The sequence below is a fragment of the Novosphingobium sp. BL-S-19 genome, assembly GCF_055521675.1.
In genome coordinates this window covers 1,465,681-1,488,433 of record NZ_CM145497.1, presented here as the reverse complement: position 1 = coordinate 1,488,433, position 22,753 = coordinate 1,465,681, and the positions used below count along the sequence as shown (strand labels likewise).

Here is a 22,753-nt window from a genome sequence, read left to right as displayed (position 1 = left end):
TCGCCTCTCTCAGACCTGCTGCAACGCGCTGTCATTTCTGGACGAATGGCGGATCGCGTCCATCACCTTCATCGCGGCGAGACCATCGGCGAAAGTGGGGACCGCGATCTGAGTTCGCGTCCCCTCGCCGGCGATCGCATCGCGCAGCGCTGCGCATAGGCGGATGAACGGTGCCAGTTCGAAGCTGGGCGGCCGGCCGGTGGCGGATGGCGCGATTTCCGGCAGGCGCAGGTCGTCCGGCACGTCCAGTTCGCGCGTGCCGCCCTTGTCGGCCAGCATGACTTTACCGCTTTCGATCCAGACGGTGCCCTTGCTGCCCGCGCAGCGCACCAGCGTGGCCGGTGATCCCCACGCCCCCGCACACTGCTGCATCGATCCTTCCAGCCCGTTGGCCATCCGAAACCGCAGTGAATAGCTGTCGTCGGCCACATCATTCCGCTCGGACACGGTGAGGAGCCGGGCCGAAACAGTATCGAACTCGCCGAGCCAGGCCCGGATCTGGTCGATCAGATGCGATCCCCCAGCGCCCAGCCAGCCGCCGCCCGAAGCCTCGTCAAACCACCAGCCGGGCAATCGCGCCTCGGGATCGGCGCAAAACGGAATGAACTGGTCCATCACCAGTAGTCGCGGCTCACCGATCAGGCCCTCTGCGATGGCGCGGCCGAACAGTGCGCGTTCCGGTTGCCAACGGAACTCGTGTGCGATCATGTGGACTACACCCGCCTTCTCCGCCGCCTCTAGCAAAGCAGCGCCTTCGGCGGCATCGAGCGCGAAGGGCTTCTCGCAAAGCACGTGGCAACCATGCGCGACGGCCTTCATTGCCAATGGCGCATGGGTCGAAGGGGTCGAGGCGATGGTGACCACTTGTGCACCGGTGCGCTCTATCGCCTCGTCCAGATCGGTGAAGAACGCCGGAATATCGGCATCTGCCGCCTTGCGTTCCAGCTTCTCGGGTCGGGTGCCGACAAGCCCAACCACATCGAAACCGGCCGCGCGCAAGGCCGGAACGTGGACGCGGCAGCCGAAGCCGGTGCCGACGACAAGCGCGGGTATCTTCGTCATGATCGGCTCTCCGTCAGGATGCGTTGCAGCGCACGTGGACCTTGGTTTCCGCGTTGGGCCCGCGCAGCGCCGCGAACATCGCGGGAAGGTCCGAAAGGCCGATGGTATTGGTGACGATGGCCTTAGGATCGACGTGACCCTTGTCCATCTGATCGGCGATGTAGATGAATTCCTTCATCGAATAGCCGACTGCAAACTGCATCGACACGCACTTATAGGACGCGATCGCCGGGATCACGGGATCGGGCGCGGTGCAGAACCCCAGCGAGACGATGCGGCCGAACTGATCGGCATGCATGATCGCCTTGGGCAGCATCCCTTCTGCCCCCACCGCCTCGAACACCACTTGCGGCGGCCCGCCCAGCACCTCGGCCACTTCGCCGATCTCGCCATCACCGTAGGCGACGAAAGCATCGGCCCCCATCGCCAGCGCCAGATCCTTGCGCCTTGCCGAGCGCGACATGGCAACGATGCGCCCTGCTCCCAGCCTCCGCGCCCAATAGATCGCATAGAGCGCCACCGTGCCTCCGCCCAGCACCAGCACTCGGTCCCCCGGCGAAATCGCCGCGAATTTCGTGCCGTAGAGGCTGATCGCCAGGGGTTCGATCAGGGCACCGTCGGCCAGCGACAGCGTCGAGGGCAGCCGCGTTGCCACGCTGGCGGGAATGCTGGCGAGTTCGGCAAAGCCGGCCATCGCCTTGGCCGGGCTCGACTGGCAAAGCACATTGTTGCCATGCGCGCGGCACTGGCGGCAGTTCCCGCACGCGACCGAGGGCAGGACGGCAATCTTCTCGCCGATCCGGAAGCCCTCCACATTGCTGCCCAGTTCGACGATCTCGCCCGCGTATTCATGCCCGAACTGCACGTTCGGGCCATAGTCCCAGGCGCCCCCCTTGGTCATGGACAAGTCGGTGCCGCAGATGCCGCAGCCATCCACGCGGATCAGCAGGTCGTCAGGCCCCGGCCGGGGATCGGGCAGGCTTTCGATGACGATCGGGCGGCCGCCGCCCGGATAGAGCGCTGCCCTCACTTGCCTTTCTCCACCAGGTCGAAGCGTTCGATGTAATCGCCGAAGGGCTCGCGCGCCTGTTCGGGTGTCATGCCGTAATCGGCAATCGAATAGCGATGGACGCCGTGCTGAAGCTCCGGCTTTTCGTCGATCCGCTGCGCGAATTGGGCTCGCGTGGCATCGGGAATGTCCATGCCGATGAAAGCGTAGATCCGGTCCAGCACATCCATCGGATTGCGATGAAAATCGAGGTGGACCACGTCGAGCACCTTGCCGGGATGGCGTTCGCGTACCGCATCGGCTTTGTGCACGGCGTTCGCCCACTTGGCGACTTCCCGCTCCAGCATATTGGCGGCGCGCTGATCTGCCCGGCCCTCTTCCATCGTCGGGTGCAGCGTCATCAGCAGCGATACCAGAGACGGCACCGCCTTGGCCGGATCACGGTGCGTCTGGATCACTTTGGCATCCGGGAACACCGCGAAGAGCAGGTCCAGATTTTCGATATGGCCGGGGTTCTTCAGCAGCCAGCGCTTGTCGCGGTCATTCGCGCCGATCAGTTGGACGCAGCGGTAATAGTAGTCGTAGGCCGCCTGCTCGCTCTGGCACTGCCACCATGCATCGTAAGTCGGGGCGGACCATCCGCAGCTCCACAGGTTCGAAACGAAGGACTGGCGCAGCAGCATGCAGCATTCGTGCACTTCTTCCGCTGCGATATGGTGCGCGGCCCGCTTCTGCGGCGCGGCGGCATAGCGCGCTTCCAGCACGGCGACGGTCTTGCGGTATTCGGGATAGCTCTCCCACTCACTGACCGGCGGGCGCGGCATCGGGGCATCGAGCAACCAGGTCTGCAACCCCTGAAACCGTTGGTCTACCGCCATCAGACGATGGAGCGCGGTCGTCCCGGTGCGCGGCACGCCGGTGATCACCACCGGGCTGACGATGGCCTCGGCATCGAAGCCGGGATTGTCCTTCATCGCCCGGTACGCACCGGCCCGGCTGCGCAGCACGCCGATCACTTGCCCCCAGGCAGCTCGCCGGCCCTGCTCGGTGAAATGCGGGTCATAGTCCATCGACTGGAGCATGACCTTCAGCCCATGCAAGTAATCGCCGGGCCCGAAATCATCGTGCCCCAGTTCGCGCGTGACGATCTCGTGCGCCTGGTCCGACGCGGTGCGGAACCGCTCGGGCGGATCGTACCCGAAATCCATCGACAGTCCTCTCTCGTCTCTCGTTCTTCTTACCAGCGGCGCCGACGCTGGCAGGCCCGCACGCGCTGGCGTAGTTCCTCCGCCCGTTCCTCTGGCGTGACGGCCGGCGTGTCCGCGGGCAGATGGTCGCGCAGATCGGCCAACTTCACGCGTTTGATCGTCGGTGTCGGCTCGCTGTCGCAATCGTACCAGCGGCCGTAGATGCCGCCTTCGGTATAGCCGGCCGGGTCCAGCCAGTTCGGCACGCCGGGATCTTCCAGCGCGATCACCGCGCGGTATTTCCCGTCTGAACTCAGCTTCGCGAAATGGCCGTTCGAGCTGGAGATGCGGTAGACGTATTCCAGCGCGTTGAAGTACGGATCGTTGAGCTGGATGTTCCAGTACGGCGCCTTCGCGGGAATATCCGTCTCGATGATCAACGCCTCGTCCGGGTCGAGCTGGAAGCACGCGGGCCAGTAGACCTGCTTCACCAGCGCGCCGGGCATCCGGATCGGTTCGAAGACATTGAAGCCCACGCGGTCCTTCACGCCGTTCTGCATGGGATAATAGAGCTTCGTCTTGCGGCCGGGAAACTTCGCCATTTCGCCAATGCGCCGCAGGATTTCCTCGGACGAGAGACGCGGCTTGGCCGGCACGGGATCGAGGCATTCGATCGAAAGCTGCGGATCCACCTCGTTCAGCCAGTCGTAGCTGCGATAGCGCAGATAGAGGTAGCCGGCCTCGGGATCGATCTTCGCCCACTTGCCGGTATAGCCCGCCGGGCGTTCGGCGCTGAAGATGACCGAGAAATCCTGCCCGAGTTCAAGGCCGAGATCGCTGTCGTCCACCTCGTTATGCCCGTTGGGGCGCGGCATCTCGTCCACCGATCCGGACTGCACTTTCTGCGTGGTGAAGGACAGGATCCGGCACGTGGCGCGATTGCCCGATATCCGGTAGGTCAGATCGCCCCGGATGGGGGACTGGACGTAGATGTCGTCCGGATTGGGCTGCAGGGTGTAGACCGGGTTCCACAGCGGCGCCCAGTCCGGATGCTCGGGCGTGGCGTGGAAATAGGCGAAGTAGGCGTAGGACAGGCTGGTCATCGTCTGGCGATAGACATCGGCGCGATAGGCCGGATCGTCTGGGCGCCAGGTATCCTTCAGGTTGTCGACCGCGCTTTCGAGGTCGGCCAGATAGGCAAGAATGCTCGGCTCGATTTCCATCGTGTGGGCCTCTCCAACCCTATTGATAGCAATCACTATCTAAATGCGTTCGATGCGGCCGGACAAGCCATTTCGCGCTGCCTGCCCCGCCAAACGCCCCGGCGATTTCGCGCGGTCAGGCTTTCTCCCTTTGGCTGCCCATCATGAACGACGCATCGATTGCCCCGGTCATCACGCCCGTGGCGAAGCCCTGATCGGTATAGAGAAACGCCCCGGTTACCGCGCCGTTGAGCGGGCTGTTGAGCAGCACCAGCGGCCAGGCCTGATCCTCTGCGGTGGCGATCCGGCCGAGCGAGGGATAGGGCCAGGCGTCGAGGAATTCCTGGCTGATCACATCGGCGGATTGGTCCATGAACGCCGTCTTGGTCGGGCAAGGGCCGATCGCGTTGAAGCGGATCCGCCGCTCGTTCCCCAATGCGACCGCCGCCTTGGCCACCCAGACGACCAGCATTTCCTTCGACGTGGTGTAGCCGTCGCGCAGGCGCTTTTCGGGATCGGCTGCCACCCAGGCGAGCGCTTCGTCCGGATCGGCGATCGCCAGCATTTCAAGGCTTTGCGCGATGTTCTTCTGCCAGCCCATCGCCGCGTCGGAGGAGATCAGCGCGATCCCCGCGCCGTCGGCCAGCGAAGGCACTAGGCTCTCCACCAGCAGCCGCGTGCCGATATAATTGACCCGCATGCAATAGAGCGCACCCTTGATATGCGGCGGCAGCCCCGCGCAGGGGAACAGGAAGTGGATCGGCGCCACGGCCTTCAGCGCCTCCGCCGTGGCGCGCACCTGATCGAAGTCCGAGAGGTCGCACTGATAAAAGCCCGCGTGTGGGACCTTGGGCTCCTGAATGTCGACGATGTGCACATGTGCGCCCAGATCGCCCAGAATCCGCGCTGCCGCCTCGCCCATGCCGGAGGCGCCGCCCGTCACGACCACGGTTTTCCCGCGATAGCCTAGTCCATCCAGATCGCTTGCCATGTTCATGTCCTCTCCATGCAGGCGGCGTCGCGCGCCGTTCGATTCACGGATCGTAAAGCGAAGGCCGGCTCTTGCGCAAGATAGATAGCATATACTATCCTGATCGTTCCGGGAGAGGAGATCATGATGCCGCTATTGCTTGACCGTTCCATGGATCGTTTCGAAACGGGTTCGGGCCTGCTGCTCAGCGAACATTTCCAGATGGCTTACGTCACCAACGACATCGACGCGGCGCGGGACCTGTTTTCGGGTCGATTGGGCATCCGCGAGTTTGCCCGGCTGGAAGGCCAGTTGCCGCAAGGCGGCTATATCAAGGCCGATTTCGCTTGGGTCGGCACGGTAATGTACGAAGTGATCGAGGCGACCGGCCCCGGCTCCGAGATCTACAGCGACCGGCTGCCGCAAAGCGACGGTTTCCATCTGCGGCACCATCATCTCGGCTTCCTAATCCATGACGAGAAGCAATGGCAGGGTGTGTTCCGGCAAGCCGAACGGAACGGCTGGCTGGTGCCCTATCGCAGCCGCAACCCGCTGCTGCAGGCCTGCTTCGTCGATGTGCCGGAACTGGGCCACTATCTGGAATATCTGTTTGCGGAACAGGCCGGGGTGGATTTCTTCGCATCGGTGCCGCGCAGTTGAACGGTTCCGCCCTTCGCTGCTAGGCGCTGTACGCATCAAATGATGGAGCCGTGGTGAGCGAAGAGAACAAGGCTACGCGTCGGAAACGGCGGACTTCGGAAGAAGTGGCCAGCCGCCTGCTGGAAGCGGCGGAAGAGGAATTCAAACGCTCCGGCTATGCCGGCGCCACCACTGCGGCCATCGCGAGGCGTGCGGAAAGCACCGAGGCACAGCTTTTCCGCATGTTCTCGTCAAAAGCGGCGCTGTTTCAGGAGGCAGTGTTCCGCCCCCTCGACGCACACCTTGCGCGGTTCAACGAAAGCCACGCCATCGACGATCCGGCAACGGGTAATCGCCGGGACAACGCTCAACTCTATATCAAGGAGTTGCAGCGGTTTCTTCAGGAATATTCGCAGCTCCTACTGACCGTTTTGACAGCTAGCCTCCACGGTTCCGACAGCGACGCCAGCGCCCGCGCCATAGATAGCCTGAACGGCTATTTCGAACGCGGCGCCGCCGTCCAGGCGAAGCGGCTGGGCACGGCGCCCCGCATCGATCCGAAGCTGATGGTGCGCGTGTCCTTTGCTGCAGTCCTGGCCAATGTGATGTTCAAGGACGTACTTTTCCCGCCGGGGCTGGCTTCTGATGAAGCAATCGACGAGGCGGTGCTGGAATTCGTTCTCGACGGCATCAATGCCAACAAGGATTGAGGCTTAACCGCAAACGGAGGCGAAGGGACGGCGCACAATCGCCCGCCCCCTCGCCGGACCGTTACAGCGCGTCGCTCCCGAAACGCACACGCAGGCGTACGCCGTACATGCGTGGTTGACCGAGGATCAGCGAGTCATAGCCCGTCGAATTCCAGGCATTGCCGACGAAGACGGGATACTTCTCATTCGTCAGGTTGCTGACGAAGCCAGACAGATCGACCGGGCTTCCCGCGATCGAGTTCCAGTTTGCGTTCATGTTCCAGAGATTGCTCGACGGCAGCCAGCCGATCGGGCTGTCGTTGGCAGCAAGCTGCTGCGCGGTGTAGGTATAAGTGGCCGAGAACGAGACCTTGCCGATGCTGTCATCCAGCGGCAGCGTATAGGTGCCCGTCAGCGTCACCCGGTGCTTCGGCGAAAGCGGCAACACGCCGCCCACTGCCGCGCCCGTCGACGGCGGTAGATAGCCGGGGATCGACGGCGGCGTATAGGACTTCAGCTTGGTATCGAGCCAAGTGTAGCCGCCCGTGAGGTTGAAGCCCATCCAGTTCAGCGCGCCTTCCGCCTCGATACCCTGAATGCGCGACTTGCCGGCGTTGACGATCACCTGAGAGGGCGATGCCCCCGCCACCGTGCCGTCCGGAATGAGGTTGGCCGAAAGCTGCTGGTCGCTGAAATCGTTGTAGAATCCGGCAAGGTTCAGATAACCCGATACTTTGCCGTGGAAGCTGGCCTTCGCACCGATTTCATAGGCGTCGACCTTTTCCGGCCCCCAGCCTACCGGTACCGTGTTCGATACGTTGACGTTGCCCTGCCTATAGCCGCGCGCATACTTGGCGTAGACCATGACGTCCGGCATGATCTTGTAGTCCAGGCTGACCAGCCAGGTCGGCTTTTCGGACTTCTGGCTTAGCGATGTAAGGCAATCCTCCCCGGTCGGCGCCGGACGGGTGGGATAGGCGGCGCAGAAGAACGACGGCGTGTCGTTGGTGATGCGGACCGTGCGGGTCCCCCCCCCCCCTCACCGCGCACTTTGTCCATCGTATAGCGGATGCCGCCCGTCAGCGAGAGCTCTTCGACGATCTTGTAGGTCGCCTGCGCGTAGAGGCCGATGTTGCGATACCAGTACCGCGTCAGCGAGTTCTGCAGGATCGACGGGATTTGCTTGATCCCCAGGCTGTTGAGGTTGGTGCAGACGTAGTTCGCGATGTCCGAGCAGGAGGACGTGGTGAACACCGGGATCGGCAGCCCGGTCTGTGCCGGCGAAAGCACCGTGGTGATCTGGGAAACCGTGCCCTGCCAGTTCGAGAGCGGCCCCGATCGTTCGTAGTAGACGCCGCCCTGATAGATCAGCTTGTTATCCGACGTTCGGCCCTGCAACTGGAATTCGTCAGTAAAGGTCCACTGGTCGATATTGTTCAGGCTCCTGGCCGGCGTAACGCCCACCCAGGTGACCGGCAGGCCCTGATAAGTCAGGTTGTCGGCACCGACATTGAACGCCTGTGCCTGTGTGAATTCCTGATAGCTGGCGATGTTCTTCAGCGTGATCGTATCGCTGGCTTGCCAGGTCGTGGTGTTGATCAGTGAGAGGCTGTCGATCTTCAGGAAGGGATTGGGATGGCCGCTTTCGACGTCCCAATATCCGTAATCCTGCGCCTCTGCCCGCGCCAAAGTGCCGGCGCAGACCATCGGGGCGAGGTAAGAGGCGGTGGAGCCCGGCGTGGGTAGCGCAAATCGGTCTGGCACGCCATCGCGGCAACCGGGAGTGTTGGCGACGACGATCTTGCCGGTCGTGCCGTTGGTGCGCGAACGGGTGTAGCTGGCGATAGTGTAGTTTTCGAGGTCCGGCGTGATTTCCGCCAGCACGGAGCCTCGGAAAGCCCAATAGTCGACATCGCCGAAATCGTCCGGGCCGATGCCGGAACGGTTGTGTAGATACCCATCGCGGACCTGACGATCGACGCCCAGGCGAACCTTGAATGTTTCGGCAAGCGGCACGTTCACGACGGCCTGGAACCGTCGCATGTCCAAGTTGCCGATCGATCCTTCGGCATAGCCGCCGAAGTCGTCCTTGGGCCGCTGGGGCACCAGCAGCACCGCGCCGCCGGTGGTGTTGCGGCCGAACAGCGTGCCTTGCGGGCCCTTGAGCACCTGCACGTTCTGAAGATCGAAGAACATGCCGACGCCGGCGCCGTTGCCGCCCGGCGTACCGCCTTGCGCGCGCGGACCGACCACATCGGCGAAATAGACGCCCACCGAAGGCGAGGTATAGCTTTCCTGCGTGAACCCGCGGATCGCGAAAGTCGCGGTTTCACCGCCGTAGCGTGCATTGGAGGAAAGCGATGGCGTGTAGGTTGCCAGATCGGCGCCCGATACCACGTTGCGGTTGCTCAATTGATCCTGGTTATAGACCGTGATCGAGATGGGGACGTCCTGAAGTCGCTCTTCGACGCGACGTGCGGTGACCACGATTTCGTCGACATTTTCCTGCGCGAGTGCCGGTGCGGAAAATCCAACTACGGTTCCCGCCAAAAGCATGGCGCGGTAAACGGATTTCGTCATTACCCTCTCCCCATCTATATCATTGTTTTTGAATTTTATTCTCTGTCACCATCCCGTGTGAAAGTGAGTGTTGCGGACCTGTCTGGCTGATCGCGGAAACCACCGTCGGCCGGTCGCATGCCGAACCGGAGCGGCTGGCAGCGCATGATGCGTGCGGTGATTTGCTGGAAGGCCACGGCGTGATCCAGTCTGATGTCGCGGCAAATAATCTAGTTGTCGCTATTTAAAGAGTCGAGAAAGCGCGCTTCTGATTTTCATGAATGAGATGAACATAACGCCGGGGCGAAGTTCTGCCGCTGGCCGCCCCTTGGTGAAGCGGGTTTATTTATCTTTGCTGCCCGGACACATGACTAACACCCCTTCTGTAGGGGGCAATCTTCAGACACATTTCAGAAATGAGAGATCAATACTCGCACTCAGGTTTCGGGCTTGAAAACCGGTACTGTTCGCGTGCCTTTTGTCTGGTGGAAGTTAGCCGGGCCGGTGCTTTCGCGTTCGACCAGCGAATAGCTCAATTCCACACACTCGTTCCCATCCGGCCTTTCACGCGGGGCTCCGCCGACCAACAAGTCAACCGCCACGGCAGCCATTTCCGCATTCGGCTGGTTGACGGTCGAGAGCGGCGGCCAGGCCATGCGGGAGATTTCGTCGTCGTCGAAACCGGTGATCGACAGTTCGGCAGGCACGGAAACGCCGTGCCGCATTGCCACCACCATCGCTGCGAACGCCATCTTGTCATTGCTGGCGAAAATCGCGGTGGGCCGCCGACCATCGGCAAAAATCGCCTCCGCAGCGGCGAGGCCGGACTTGAAACTGAAATCGCCCTGCAGGACCCGGCGCGTGGGGATCTCGACCCCTGCCGCAGCGCAGGCATCCGCAAAGCCCTGCCAGCGCAAGGCAGAGGCGCTGTGGCCGGGATGGCCGAGAATGAAGGCGATGTCCTGATGGCCAAGCGCAATCAACCGCTCCGCCATTTCGCGCGCGGCGGCTCGGTCGTCGATCCGCACCTGCATCGCGCGGTCGGGCTCGGTTGCTGGGGATAGGCGCACCACCGGAATGCCGTGACTGTCGAACAGGTCGAGCAATTCCGTCCAGTCGCAGACCGGAGCCGCCAGAATGGCGCCGGACAGCGAAAGTTCGCGCAGCGTGGCATCGATCTGCGCCAACCAGTCCGGACGGTCACGCTCCACCTCTTCGACGACAAGGTGGTGGCTGCAGGCCCGGCATTGTGCCAGCGCGCCGCGCTGAAGGTCGGCAGCATAGCCCGAGACCGGATCGTCCACGAACAGCCCGACAAGGAAGGAGCGCGAACTGGAAAGGCCGCGTGCGAAGGCATTCGGCTTGTAGGCCATTTCGTCGACGACGCGCATCACACGTTCGCGAATCTCGTCGCGCACATGCTGTTCGCCGTTGATCACGCGCGATACCGTTTTGGGTGAAACCCCCGCGCGCGCGGCGACGTCCTTGATCGTAACTGCCTTCAAGCCATTCTCCATGCCAATGCAGCAGGATAACCCGCTCGAACCACAGCGAACATCGCGATGATGAGATAGCAGATGCCGGGAACGACCAGCGACGGCAAGAGGCCGATGCCATCGGCCAGCGCTGCCGTTGCCATGGGGACCACGGCACCGCCGACAACAGCCATGCACAGGGCCATGGATGCATAAGGCACCGCGGCCTGCTCGTCCGGCAGGGCCAGGGCGAAAAGCGTGGGGTACATGACCGAATTGCAGACGCCGATGGCGATAAGCGCGGCCGCACCGGCCATCCCGTGGCCGAATGTCGCAATCGTCACCAGCACCGTGGCCGCAAGGGCGGTCGCGGCAAGAACTCGCGTGGCGGGCCAGCGGCCTAGTGCCAGAGAACCGGCGAAGCGGCCCATCATGGCGCCCCCCCAGTAGAGGCTGACAAGGCGCCCGGCCGTGACCGGATCGGCGCCGATGATTTCGGGAAGCACAAGATAGTTGGTCAGCAAAGTGCCGATCGTCACTTCCGCCCCGACGTAGCCGAACATCGCGATGCAGCCGGCCGTCAGGCGGGGAGTCGACAGCACGCCTAGCAGGCCGGCCAACGACACCCGTTCCGGCGGGGTGGTTCCCTGCAGAAGATCGCGATTGCGAAAATACGACCAGGCCATGGCCAGCAGCACCACGAAACTGGCGATGAACGGTACTGCCACCATCAGCCACGCAGCGGCATCCCCCCCGGCGCTGCGGTTACTCAGCAGGAACGATGCGCCCAGCAGCGGGGCCAGCACCGTACCGATCGAATTGAACCCCTGAAGCAAGGTCATCCGCGCAATCGCCCGGTCCGTTCGCTCGACAAGGGTAATCACGACATTGCCGGCAATCTGCAGAAAGGTAATCCCGCCTGCCAGCGCCAGCAGCGCGATCAGCACCAGCGGATAGTCATGCAGCGCCGCCGCACCAACGAATCCCAGGCTGCCCGCCGCCATGACCGCGCAGCCTACCGCGATGACGCGCATATAACCGATTCGCACCAGCAGGGCGGTGATCGGCAGGGCGAACAGCAGATAGCTGGAATGAAACGCCGCCTGCACCAGTGCCGCGCGCGTATAGTCCAGTCCCATAAGAAGCTTGAGCCGCGGCACCAGCAGACTCACCAGCGAAACCACGAAACCGCCCATGAAATAGGTTCCGATCGACAGGTTGAACATGCGCGCGGCGCGCAGTCGTTCCGCCGTGACTGGCGCTGGCGCGGTATCGTCCGCTGCACCGGCATATCCGCCTGACCGTGAGACCATGGTGGCACCCCCTGATTTTATTTTGTGCGCCGTTCATAGCCAGTTTTCGGCAAATTCGCGCGCATCCTTTCCGCGCTATCGACAAGAAAGGGCAACAATGTCGCAACAATGCGCCCAGAGTCCGATTGACAACGATGTCAGACTTTGCGATCAGGCCCTCAAGCCGACCAAGATGCGGCGGGGAGGATCATGAAAGCTCAACCGAATATTCGGCAGCGGCGCGCCCGTCTGCATGCCTTGCTCCGGTCCACCCAACTGGCTGGTCTGGCCCTCGCCTTTCCGGCGGTGGCCCTTCCCACATCCGTGATGGCCCAAACCACCGGCAGCGCCGCCACGCCCCCGGCTGCGGCCGAAAAGCCCGTGACTGGCGTGTGGCAGGACAAGTCCCGCCCAGCACAGGAGCGTGCCGACGCGCTGGTCAAGGCCATGACGCTCGAAGAGAAGCTGGCGATGGTTCACGGCCTGTTTCCGCCGCAAACCAAGAATCCGCCCGCCGACATGATCCCGTCCGCCGGCTATGTTGCTGCCATTCCGCGCCTTGGCATTCCTGCCATGCGCGAAAGCGACGCCTCGCTGGGTGTTGCCAATCAGGTGGAACAGCGCAAGGGCGACGTGGCGACCGCGCTGCCTTCCGCCCTCGCCACGGCAGCCGGCTTCGATACCGATATCGCCTATGCCGGCGGGGCGATGATCGGCGCGGAAGCCCGTGCCAAGACTTTCAACGTCTTGCTGGCAGGCGGCGTCAACCTGACCCGCGATGCCTGGAACGGCCGCAACTTCGAATATTTCGGCGAAGATCCGCTGCTCTCGGGCCTGATGGCCGGGGCCGCCGTCCGCGGCGTGCAGTCGAACAACATCGTCTCCACCGTGAAGCACTTCGTGCTGAACAGCCAGGAAACCGGCCGCACTATCCTGGACGCGCGGATAGACACGGTGGCGCTGCGCGAAAGCGACCTGCTGGCTTTCGAAATCGCCATTGCCGATGGCAAGCCGGGCTCGGTCATGTGCGCTTACAACCGGATCAACGGCCACTATGCCTGCGAGAACAGCTTCCTGCTGACGGATGTGCTGCGCAAGGAATGGAACTATCCCGGCTTCGTGATGTCGGACTGGGGCGCGGTCCATTCCACCGAGAAGGCCGCCAACGCCGGGCTCGACCAGGAATCCGGACAGGAGCTGGACTCCAGCATCTTCTTCGGCACGCCGTTGGCCAAGGCCGTGGCGGAAGGCCGCGTATCGAAAGCGCGGCTGGATGAAATGGTTGGCCGTATCCTCACGGGGCTGATCGCCACCGGCGCTTACGACCATCCGTTGCCGACAAGTGCGCAGCCGATCGACTACGAAACCCATGCCAAGGTGGCGCAGCACGCCGCCGAAGCGGGGATCGTCCTGCTCAAGAACACCGGCAATATCCTGCCACTGGCGCGTGAAGCCAAGACGATCGCAGTCATCGGCGGCCATGCCGACGTGGGCGTGCTGTCCGGCGGCGGATCGTCGCAAGTGCGGTCGGTCGGCGGTGTGCCGATCGAAATTCCGCTAACCAGCGGCGCGGCAGCCTCATTTGCGCGCGTCACCTATCATGCTTCGTCCCCGCTCGAAGCGATCCGCGCGCTGGCACCCAACGCCACTGTCCGCTTCGTGGACGGCAGCGATCCAGCGGCAGCTGCCGCAGCGGCCAAGCAGGCGGATATTGCCATCGTCTTTGCCACTCAATGGCAGACAGAGGCGCAGGATGCGCCATCCCTTTCGCTTCCCGATGGGCAGGACGCGTTGATCGGCGCGGTTGCCGGGGCGAATTCACGCACGGTCGTCGTGCTCGAAACCGGCGGCGCGGTGCTGATGCCGTGGCTGGATCGTGTGCCTGCCGTGGTCGAGGCATGGTATCCGGGCCAGCGTGGCGGTCAGGCGATTGCCCGCGTGCTGTTCGGCGAAGTCGACGCATCCGGCCGCCTGCCGCTCAGCTTCCCCCGCTCGCCCAGCCAGTTGCCGCGTCCGGAGCCGGTACAGATGCCCGCCGGGGCGTCCGACAATGGCGCAGCAGCCAATGCGGCGCTGGGTGACGCAGCGAAGCTGCCCCCCTACCCCATCGAGTACAAGGAAGGCGCCGACGTCGGCTATCGCTGGTATGCAGCCAGCAAACAAAAGCCGCTGTTCCCGTTCGGGTTCGGCCTCAGCTATGGCCACGCCGCCTTCTCAAACGCCAGTTTTTCGGGCGGTGCGGCACCTGGTGCAAGCGTAACCGTCCGCAACGACGGCAAGCGGGTGACGACAGTGGTGCCGCAGCTTTACGCCACTATCCCCGGCGTTGCTACGCCGCGACTGGTGGGTTGGGCCCGCCACGTTCTGCAGCCGGGTGAGAGTGCAACGCTCACGATCAAGGCCGATCCGCGCCTGCTGGCGCGCTGGAACACCCAGGGTGCGGCGCCCGGCTGGCACATTTCAACAGGAAATTACAAACTGACGCTGGCTACGGATGCCGAGAACGTAGTCGCTGAAAAGATTGTTAATTTGGACGGTGTCCGACTTGGCGTTACTGCCGCCGAAACTGGCGGCAACAAAGGCGCAAAAAACAAGACACATTGACAACGATGTCGGCAATGTTAGCAAAGCAGATCAAGACGGCGTCAATGCCGCGATGACTGCAGAATACTGGCAGTAACAGGGAGAGGGTATCATGAAGGGTTCACGCCTTGCGTCGTCGTTCGCGCGATCGACGTCAGCAATAGCTATGCTGGCGGGTCTGGTTGCGCCAGGCGTCGCCATCGCGCAGGATGCTGCAGCACCGGACAGCGCGGCCGTCGATGCGAACGAAATCGTCGTCACCGGCGTTCGCGCGTCGCTGGAACGGTCCGCTGAAATCAAGCGCAATTCCAACGGCGTCGTCGACGCCATTTCGGCCGAAGACATCGGCAAGTTTCCGAATACCAACCTTGCAGAATCGCTGCAGCGCATTCCCGGCGTTTCGATCGACCGTGTGAACGGCGAAGGTTCGACCGTTACCGTGCGCGGCTTCGGCGCGCAGTACAACCTTGTCACGCTCAATGGCCGCCAGCTGGCCACCTCGGACATTACCGCAGTCGGCGGCGACCAGGGTGGTGACGGCGCTTCGGGCACCGGCCGTTCGTTCGACTTCTCGAACCTCGCGTCGGAAGGCATCCAGACGCTTCTGGTCTACAAGACATCGCGCGCGGCAGTTCCTTCGGGCGGCATCGGCGCCACGATCGACATCCGCAGCCGCCGTCCGCTGGACAACAATGAAAGCGGCTTCCAGGGTTCGGTCGGCGCCAAGGCCAGCTACGACACCAGCGCCGACGATTGCATCAGCTGCGGCGCCCATGTGACGCCGGAATTTTCGGGCATCGCCAGCTGGAGCGATCCGGATCAACGTTTCGGCGTGGCCCTTTTCGGCAGCTACCAGAAGCGCAACTTCAGCGTTCCCAGCCAGGCGAACGATGACTGGAACATCCGCACTTTGTCGGATTTCCTGAATCCCGCCAATGGCTTCGTGAACGCGAATACCAAGTACACCAACCTGCCCAGCGATCCGAACGTGCTGGTGGCCGTCCCCAACGACAGCCGCTACCACTTCTCGGAAAACAGCCGCGAACGCATCAACGGCCAGGCCGTTCTGCAGTACAAGCCCACCGATACCCTGACGCTGACCGTAGACGGCCTCTACGCACAGCTGCGGGAATCGGAACGCCGCTCCACGCAGTCGAACTGGTTCAACCGTCCCTTCGATCAGGTCGGCTTCGACGACGCTTCGGACGGAATTGCCACCACGCAGTTCCTGCATGAAACGATCAACGGCGTGAAGGACGCCGCGTTCGAACAAGCCTATCGCGCCCAGAAGAACCGCCTCTACGACATCGGCGCCAATGTTGCCTGGCAGGCAACCGATCGCCTGTCGTTCACGCTGGACGGCCACTTCGGCAAGGCGGACAGCACGGGTGACAACCCGAACGGCCAGACCTCGACCACTGTCGCGATCAACACGCCGGTTGTGACGTCGCAGTCGCTGACCTGGACAAAGGGCGGTTTCCCGCAGCAGGCCTTCACCTTCAACGATTGCGTGGGCAGCACCACCCCGACCGGGGTGGCATTCACGAAGGGCAACTGCAACGGTCAGCTGGACGAGGGTGACCTGTCGGGCGCGGTCCAGCGTCAGTTCGACTCCACGCAGACGCAGCGCGTCAAGGAACTGCGCCTGGATGGCAAGTTCGACCTTGGCGGCGACAGCCATTTCGATTTCGGCGGCAACTATCGCACCACCAAGACCCGTCAGACGCAGTACAACACGCGTCAGGTTCTGGGTGACTGGGGCAACTCGCTTCCGCCGGAAGTCGCGGCCGTAGCGCCGGGCCAGGTCTTCCAGTTCTGCAATACCTGCCAGTTCCACCACAACAATCCGAACTCCGACGCCAACTCGATGGTCGCATGGCGCACAGAGGACGCGACGAAGCTCTACAACACGCTGTTCAACTACTACAGCGGCATCACCACTGATGGTGTGAAGCATAACAACAACATCGACGCGAATAACGACAACCGCGTCAAGGAAGACATCTGGGCGGTGTACGGCCAGTTCACCTGGAACGGCCAGATTGGCAACATGGATGCCCAGCTGGTTGCTGGTGCCCGCTTCGAAAGCACGAAGGTCAAGGCCGTTTCGCTGCAGCCGATCCCGCTGGCGATCGTGTGGCAGGCGGACAACGACTTCAACATCCAGTACACGGCCGATCGCCAGGAAGTGCGCGACAAGGGCAGCTACAACAACCTGCTGCCGGCGTTCGACTTCTCGATCGACTTCACGCCCACGCTGAAGGGTCGCTTCTCCTACGGCAAGTCGATCGCGCGCGCGCCTTATGGCAACCTGTTCGCCTCGACCACCGTCGGTTCGCCGCCGCGTCCGACCGCGATCGGCGGCGTCGCGACCGGCAACGCCAACAATACCGACCTCGATCCGTTGAATTCGGACAACTTCGACGTGTCGCTCGAATGGTATCCGCACAAGGACGTCTACCTTTCGATCGGCTTCTTCGATAAGCGCGTCCACAACTTCATCGGCAACACACTGGTCAACCGTTCGCTGTTCGGGCTGGCCGATCCCACCTCGGGCGCGACCGGAACGCGTTCGGGAACCGCCAAGACACAGTTGCAGTCGACCTTCGGTGCCGACATCACCGACGTGAACCTGTTCACCTACACAGCACTGCTTCAGCAGAACAACGGCGACGTGAACGCCGCCAACGCCCAGTTCGCTGCGCATTACAACACGCAGACCCGCGCGCTGGATCAGGGCTTTGTGGACAGTACGCTGGCAGCGGTCGACATCGTTGCCGATGCCAACGATCCGCAGTTCGACTTCTCGGTCAACACGCCGATCAACAACAAGGACGCCGAAATCTACGGCGTGGAACTGGCTGGCCAGTACTTCCTTGGTGAGACCGGCCTTGGCGTGGCCGCCAGCTACACGCTGGTGCGCGGCGACGTGGGCATCGACGTTGCGGCGGACCCCAGCGTCGACCAGTTCGCGCTGGTGGGTCTTTCGGACACCGCCAACGTGACGCTGATCTACGAAAAGTACGGCATCTCGGCTCGTCTCGCCTGGAACTGGCGCGACAAGTTCCTGAGCCAGCTGAACCGCGACAGCTATCACAACCCGGTCTTCACGGCGCCTTACAGCCAGGTCGACCTGAGCGTGAGCTATGACATCACGCCGAAGATCACCGTCAGCTTCGAAGGCATCAACCTCTTCGAGGAAGGCGTGCGGACCTACGGCCGTGACAAGATGAACACCTGGTTCGAATCCGAAGGCTCAGCCCGCTACTTGCTGGGTGCCAGCTACAAGTTCTGAGAATAACTGCCGCCCACGCGAAGAAGGTCAGCTTGATATGGCTTTCTTCGTGTGGGATGGCAGTCCCATACGCATGCTGGCGATAGAACATGACCGACCCCGTACTACTCAATAACGTCGATCATCACGACCTGCGGATACGCGCGGATTATGGGGCGGAACTGGGCGATGCCGTCAATCAGGTGACGGTGTTTGCCCCTGAATTTCAAGCATTGTCGCGCGAATACCCGATCGTATTTCGCCGCGATGCCGCAGGAGCCTTTCGGGCCGTCGCACTGCTCGGTTTTGCACAAGACGAAAATCTGTATCTCGATGGCCCGCACTGGAATGCGCGCGTCATCCCTGCCCTCGTGGCACGCGGACCGTTCTCCATCGGGGTGCCTACGGCGGGCGAGCCAGGAGAGCCAATGATTCACATTGCGCTGGATCACCCCCGAATCTCTCGCGATCAAGGCCACCGCGTGTTCCTCGATCACGGGGGCAATGCCCCTTATCTCGATCATGTCGCGGCAATGCTGCGCATGATCTATGCGGGAACCCAGATCGGTCCCGCCATGATCGCCGCTTTCGATGAAGCCGGCCTGCTGGAAGCGGCGACATTGCAGATGGAAGCGGCCGATGGCCGGCGCTTCGTTATTCCCGATTGCTGGACGATTTCGCAATCACGCTTCGCCGCTTTGGACGGTGCGCAGCTTGCAAAGCTGCACGACGGGGATTTCCTTCGTTGTGCGGTCTGGCTGATGTCCTCAATCGGCAATCTTTCCGCACTGGTCGATCGCAAGCTGGCTCGCGATGGCGGAAGCTGATCGCCCAATAGGTCAAGCTGCCGACATGCGGTGCACCCGCGTTCTCGAGGGTGCCACGCTAGAGAATCTGGACCTCACCGCGCTGATCGAAGCGGGAGAACCGGTTATCCTTCGCCAGGCCGCTGCCGATTGGCCGTTGGTGCGTGCGGGCAAAGCCTCGCCGGAATCCGCTGCCCAGATCCTGCGTCAGCATGATGCCGGACTACCTATGGTCGCCTACATCGGCGATCCCAGCATTGCCGGACGGTTCCACTACGATTCCGAGTTGGCCGGGCTCAACTTCACCACTGAACGCGGCATGTTGTCCGCATTCCTCGATCGTCTGCTGGCTCTGCGCGCTTCTGCCGATGCCCCCGCAATTTATTTGGGCTCGACAGACCTCGATACGTTTCTTCCGGGAATGCGCACGTCGCATCAAGTCTCCCCGGCGGACGGCACCTTCGACCGCCATCCGCCGCTTGCGAGTGCATGGATCGGAAATCGTACCATTGCCGAAACGCATTGGGACATGTCGAACAACATGGCCATATGCGCGGTCGGCCGACGGCGCTTCACGCTGTTTCCGCCCGATCAGATAAGCAATCTCTATCCCGGCCCGATCGAGCCAACTCCGGCCGGGCAGATCGTCAGCATGGTCGATCCCGCGCGGCCTGACTTCACCCGCTATCCCGGCTTCCCCAAGGCTCTGCAAGCCGGACAGGTCGCCGAACTGGAACCAGGGGACGTGCTGATCTACCCGGCGCTGTGGTGGCACCGGGTAGAGGCGCTGGACGATTTCAACGTGCTGATCAATTACTGGTGGAACGCCGCGCCAACGTTCCTGGACGACCCGATGACCACGCTGCTCCACGCTTTGCTCAGCCTGCGTGACCGGCCGGCGCACGAAAAGGCTGCCTGGCGCAACATTTTCGATCATTACATCTTCGGCCCGCAGGACGCCGCTGCGGCACATCTGCCCGCGAATGCGAAAGGGCCGCTCGCCCCGTTGGATCCCACAATGGCGCGTCGATTGCGGGCGCTGATCGGCAACAGGATCAATCGATGAACACATTCGCACGCAAACGCGTGGTCGTCGCCGGTGGGGGCACCGCCGGATGGCTGGCGGCGACGGCCATCATCCGCCAGTTGACCGGGCTGGTGGACGTGACGCTGGTGGAATCCGACGATATCGGCACCGTCGGCGTTGGGGAATCGACGATCCCCACGATCCGTACCTTCCATGATTTCATCGGTGTGGATGAGGCGGAATTCGTCCGTGCCACCAATGCCACGTTCAAGCTGGGCATCTCGTTCGAAAACTGGGACCGCATCGGCGACCGCTATTTCCATCCGTTCGGTTCGGTGGGCAAGTCGACATTCGTGGCCGATTTCCAGCATTTCTGGTTGGAGGCGCGCAAACAGGGTTTTGGCGGCGACTACGGCGACTATTCGCTGGAGCAGCAGGCGGCGGACGCCGGAAAGTTCCCGGCAGCGGGCGATTTCTCGGCCGGCTACGCCTATCACCTGGACGCAACGGCCTATGCCCAATTCCTGCGCCAACTAGCCGAAGGCGCGGGTGCTCGCCGGGTCGAAGGCCGCATCGTAAGCGTTGAGCAGCACTCCGAAAGCGGCGATATCGCCGCCCTCGTGCTGGAATCCGGCGCGCGGGTCGAAGGCGATCTGTTCATCGATTGCACCGGTTTTCGCGCCCTGCTGATCGAACAGACCCTGAAAACCGGCTTCGAAGACTGGAGCCATTGGCTGCCAACGAACAGTGCCTTTGCAGTGCAGACCGAATCTGCCGGCGATCCGGCGCCATACACGCGCGCCATCGCACATGGCGAAGGTTGGCGCTGGCGCATCCCGTTGCAGCACCGGGTCGGCAACGGCATCGTCTATGCCAGCGATTTCCTGTCCGACGATGCGGCCCGGGATCGGCTGCTGCAGACGCTGGACGGAACGCCCCTGTTCGACCCACGTTTGCTGCGCTTCACCACCGGAATGCGCAAGCAGGTCTGGAACCGCAACTGCATCTCGCTGGGTCTTGCCAGCGGCTTCATCGAACCGCTTGAATCGACCAGCATCCATCTGGTGATGATTGCGGTTACCTGGCTGATCCAGAGCTTTCCGTTCGGGCCGGACAACACCGCTGCGGCGGCATGGTTCAATGCCCGGTCGCGCCATGAGTGGGAACACGTGCGCGATTTCATCGTGTTGCACTATGCCATGACGCATCGCGAAGACACTGAGTTCTGGCGCGCCCGCCGCGCCGCCGCGGTTCCGGACAGTCTTGCCCAGCGGATCGCCCTGTTTCGCGAGGCGGCGATTGCCCATCAGGGGCAGGACGAGATGTTCCGCGTCGATTCCTGGGTTGCCGTCCTCACCGGTCAGGGCGTCTGGCCGAAGCGGCATCACATGCTGCCGTCCACGCTTCCCGTGCCGCAGTTGCAGGCTGCGCTGGGCGATCTTCAGCGCGGTATCGAGGCCACTGTGGCAAAGATGCCGACCCACGCGGAGCGGCTGGCACAGATCGCAAATGGCGCAAGAATGGGTGCAAGGATGGCTGAGACGGCATGACCTGAAGGGGGCGCCTTCAGGTCCGCCCGATGTCGCACAAGAACGCAGCTATATCACCCAGCGGCAGTGCCATTGCGGCCGGACACCCGTGTAGCGCCGCCAGCGGCATCGCATCGGCATAGGCTGCGGTTGGATCCTCCACGATTGCAGTGCCGCCGGCATCGGCAATGGCCCGCAGCCCTTTGGCGCCATCCGGACTGGCCCCGGTAAGGATAACGCCGATCGCGCCAGCGTCGAAGGCATCCGCAACGCTTTCGAACAGCACGTCGATCGAAGGGCGGGAATGCAGTACCGGCTCGTCGCTCGACAGCGCCAGCGTGCCTTCCGCCTCCACCAGCATGTGATATCCGGGGGGCGCGAAATAGACCGTACCGGGCAGCGCCGGCTCCTTGTCCTCCGCCTCTCGCACCGGGACGCGGCACTTTTGCCCGAACAGGGGTGCCAGGACGTTGCCGCTATCGGCAGGCATGTGGATCACGACAAGGATCGGCACCGGATAGTCATCGGGCAGCGCCGAAAGAATCCGGGAGAGCGCCTCGATACCGCCCGCCGACGCGCCGATCGCGACCACGCGAGGGCTACTGGCAAGCGGTGCGGCAGAGGTCATCCTTCGCGCTTTCTATAGATCTTGTCCTCCCGCACGAAATCGCCAAATGCGTTCGCGCAGGCGGAAAAGCGGATGTTCTCCTTCGCGCCCAGCCCCAGAAATCCGCCACGGATCAACGAATCCCGGAACAGACCGATAGCGCGATCCTGCAGTTCGCGATCGAAGTAGATCAGCACGTTACGGCAGGAGATCAGGTGCATTTCCGAGAACACCGCATCGGTGACAAGACTGTGATCGGAAAACACCACTCGGTCCCGCAGGCTCTTGTCGAACACGGCGCTATCGTAGGCTGTGCTGTAATAGTCCGAAAGTGACGATTTGCCGCCGGAAGCGCGGTGATTTTCCGTAAACGTCCTGATCCGATCGAGCGGATATATCCCACGCGAGGCAAGGTCGAGCGCGTCCTGGCTGATATCGGTGGCATAGAACAGCGTGCGCTCTTCCAGCCCCTCCTCGCGGAACAGGATCACATAGGAGTAGAGTTCCTCCCCCGCGCTGCACCCCGCGATCCAGACCTTGAGCGAGGGATAGGTGCGCAAGTGCGGCACCACCTTCTCGCGGATCGCGCGGAAGAACGAAGGGTCGCGGAACATCTCGCTGACCTGCACGGTAAGATAGCCCAGCAGACGCGGCAGCATCGCCGGTTCGTGCAACAGCCTTTCCTGCATCATGGAGAAGTTGGCGAACCCCATCCGCTCTCGCGCCTGCCGCAGCCGTCGCCGTACCGACGCCTGCGAATACTGCCGAAAATCGTAATGATAACGCTGGAACAGTGCTTCCAGCAGCAAGCGGATCTCGATATCCTCGACCGGATCGGACATG

The 22,753-nt window shown here is 62.7% G+C and carries 18 protein-coding genes; 7 read left to right on the top strand and 11 right to left on the bottom strand.

Annotated elements, in window-relative coordinates:
- Window positions 1-9: 9 nt before the first annotated feature.
- The 5 genes from ACZ1JV_RS06335 to ACZ1JV_RS06315 form a co-directional block, all read right to left on the bottom strand.
- Window positions 10-1,062: a Gfo/Idh/MocA family protein gene (locus tag ACZ1JV_RS06335; protein WP_465148829.1), complete on the bottom strand. Its 1,053-nt coding sequence runs from the start codon at window positions 1,060-1,062 to the stop codon at window positions 10-12.
- Between the two features lie 13 nt (window positions 1,063-1,075).
- Window positions 1,076-2,092: an alcohol dehydrogenase catalytic domain-containing protein gene (locus ACZ1JV_RS06330; protein WP_465148828.1), complete on the bottom strand. Its 1,017-nt coding sequence runs from the start codon at window positions 2,090-2,092 to the stop codon at window positions 1,076-1,078.
- Window positions 2,089-3,279 (bottom strand): sulfotransferase family protein, encoded by a 1,191-nt coding sequence (locus ACZ1JV_RS06325; protein ID WP_465148827.1) that lies wholly within the window; start codon window positions 3,277-3,279, stop codon window positions 2,089-2,091. Before ACZ1JV_RS06325 ends, ACZ1JV_RS06330 begins: the two co-directional genes overlap by 4 nt.
- Before the next feature lie 29 nt (window positions 3,280-3,308).
- A complete protein-coding gene (locus ACZ1JV_RS06320) occupies window positions 3,309-4,481 on the bottom strand; it encodes a hypothetical protein (RefSeq protein WP_465148826.1) in 1,173 nt (390 codons plus the stop codon).
- A 115-nt stretch (window positions 4,482-4,596) separates the two neighbouring features.
- Window positions 4,597-5,457, bottom strand: a complete 861-nt coding sequence (locus ACZ1JV_RS06315) for an SDR family oxidoreductase (protein WP_465148825.1) — start codon at window positions 5,455-5,457, stop codon at window positions 4,597-4,599.
- A 117-nt stretch (window positions 5,458-5,574) separates the two neighbouring features.
- Between ACZ1JV_RS06315 and ACZ1JV_RS06310 the strand changes: the two genes are divergently transcribed.
- Entirely contained in the window at window positions 5,575-6,090 is a 516-nt protein-coding gene (locus tag ACZ1JV_RS06310) for a hypothetical protein (RefSeq protein ID WP_465148824.1), read from the top strand.
- Between the two features lie 104 nt (window positions 6,091-6,194).
- Window positions 6,195-6,779, top strand: a complete 585-nt coding sequence (locus tag ACZ1JV_RS06305) for a TetR/AcrR family transcriptional regulator (RefSeq protein WP_465148823.1) — start codon at window positions 6,195-6,197, stop codon at window positions 6,777-6,779.
- A 61-nt stretch (window positions 6,780-6,840) separates the two neighbouring features.
- Here the strand turns inward: ACZ1JV_RS06305 and ACZ1JV_RS06300 are convergent, their stop codons facing one another.
- From ACZ1JV_RS06300 to ACZ1JV_RS06285, 4 genes are all read right to left on the bottom strand, one after another.
- Complete coding sequence (locus ACZ1JV_RS06300) at window positions 6,841-7,635, bottom strand: TonB-dependent receptor domain-containing protein (RefSeq protein ID WP_465148822.1); 795 nt, start codon at window positions 7,633-7,635, stop codon at window positions 6,841-6,843.
- Between the two features lie 50 nt (window positions 7,636-7,685).
- Window positions 7,686-9,338 (bottom strand): TonB-dependent receptor, encoded by a 1,653-nt coding sequence (locus ACZ1JV_RS06295; RefSeq protein ID WP_465148821.1) that lies wholly within the window; start codon window positions 9,336-9,338, stop codon window positions 7,686-7,688.
- A 416-nt stretch (window positions 9,339-9,754) separates the two neighbouring features.
- Window positions 9,755-10,822 carry a LacI family DNA-binding transcriptional regulator gene (locus ACZ1JV_RS06290; protein ID WP_465148820.1) on the bottom strand — a complete coding sequence of 356 codons (1,068 nt, stop codon included), beginning with the start codon at window positions 10,820-10,822 and terminating at the stop codon, window positions 9,755-9,757.
- The gene (locus tag ACZ1JV_RS06285) at window positions 10,819-12,105 is read right to left on the bottom strand and encodes an MFS transporter (RefSeq protein WP_465148819.1); all 1,287 of its coding nucleotides are present in this window, start codon (window positions 12,103-12,105) and stop codon (window positions 10,819-10,821) included. Before ACZ1JV_RS06285 ends, ACZ1JV_RS06290 begins: the two co-directional genes overlap by 4 nt.
- Window positions 12,106-12,411: 306 nt before the next feature.
- Between ACZ1JV_RS06285 and ACZ1JV_RS06280 the strand changes: the two genes are divergently transcribed.
- From ACZ1JV_RS06280 to ACZ1JV_RS06260, 5 genes are all read left to right on the top strand, one after another.
- Complete coding sequence (locus ACZ1JV_RS06280; protein ID WP_465149788.1) at window positions 12,412-14,688, top strand: beta-glucosidase; 2,277 nt, start codon at window positions 12,412-12,414, stop codon at window positions 14,686-14,688.
- Window positions 14,689-14,779: 91 nt separating this feature from the next.
- The gene (locus ACZ1JV_RS06275; protein WP_465148818.1) at window positions 14,780-17,962 is read left to right on the top strand and encodes a TonB-dependent receptor; all 3,183 of its coding nucleotides are present in this window, start codon (window positions 14,780-14,782) and stop codon (window positions 17,960-17,962) included.
- 89 nt (window positions 17,963-18,051) lie between these two features.
- Complete coding sequence (locus ACZ1JV_RS06270; RefSeq protein ID WP_465148817.1) at window positions 18,052-18,768, top strand: SapC family protein; 717 nt, start codon at window positions 18,052-18,054, stop codon at window positions 18,766-18,768.
- Window positions 18,769-18,793: 25 nt separating this feature from the next.
- On the top strand, window positions 18,794-19,813 hold the full coding sequence (locus ACZ1JV_RS06265) for a cupin-like domain-containing protein (RefSeq protein WP_465148816.1): 1,020 nt from the start codon (window positions 18,794-18,796) through the stop codon (window positions 19,811-19,813).
- Window positions 19,810-21,324: a tryptophan halogenase family protein gene (locus ACZ1JV_RS06260; RefSeq protein ID WP_465148815.1), complete on the top strand. Its 1,515-nt coding sequence runs from the start codon at window positions 19,810-19,812 to the stop codon at window positions 21,322-21,324. The genes ACZ1JV_RS06265 and ACZ1JV_RS06260 overlap by 4 nt, the downstream gene beginning before the upstream one ends.
- Window positions 21,325-21,340: 16 nt before the next feature.
- Here the strand turns inward: ACZ1JV_RS06260 and ACZ1JV_RS06255 are convergent, their stop codons facing one another.
- On the bottom strand, window positions 21,341-21,931 hold the full coding sequence (locus ACZ1JV_RS06255) for a chemotaxis protein CheB (protein ID WP_465148814.1): 591 nt from the start codon (window positions 21,929-21,931) through the stop codon (window positions 21,341-21,343).
- Entirely contained in the window at window positions 21,928-22,752 is an 825-nt protein-coding gene (locus ACZ1JV_RS06250) for a CheR family methyltransferase (RefSeq protein ID WP_465148813.1), read from the bottom strand. Before ACZ1JV_RS06250 ends, ACZ1JV_RS06255 begins: the two co-directional genes overlap by 4 nt.
- Window position 22,753: the final 1 nt, after the last annotated feature.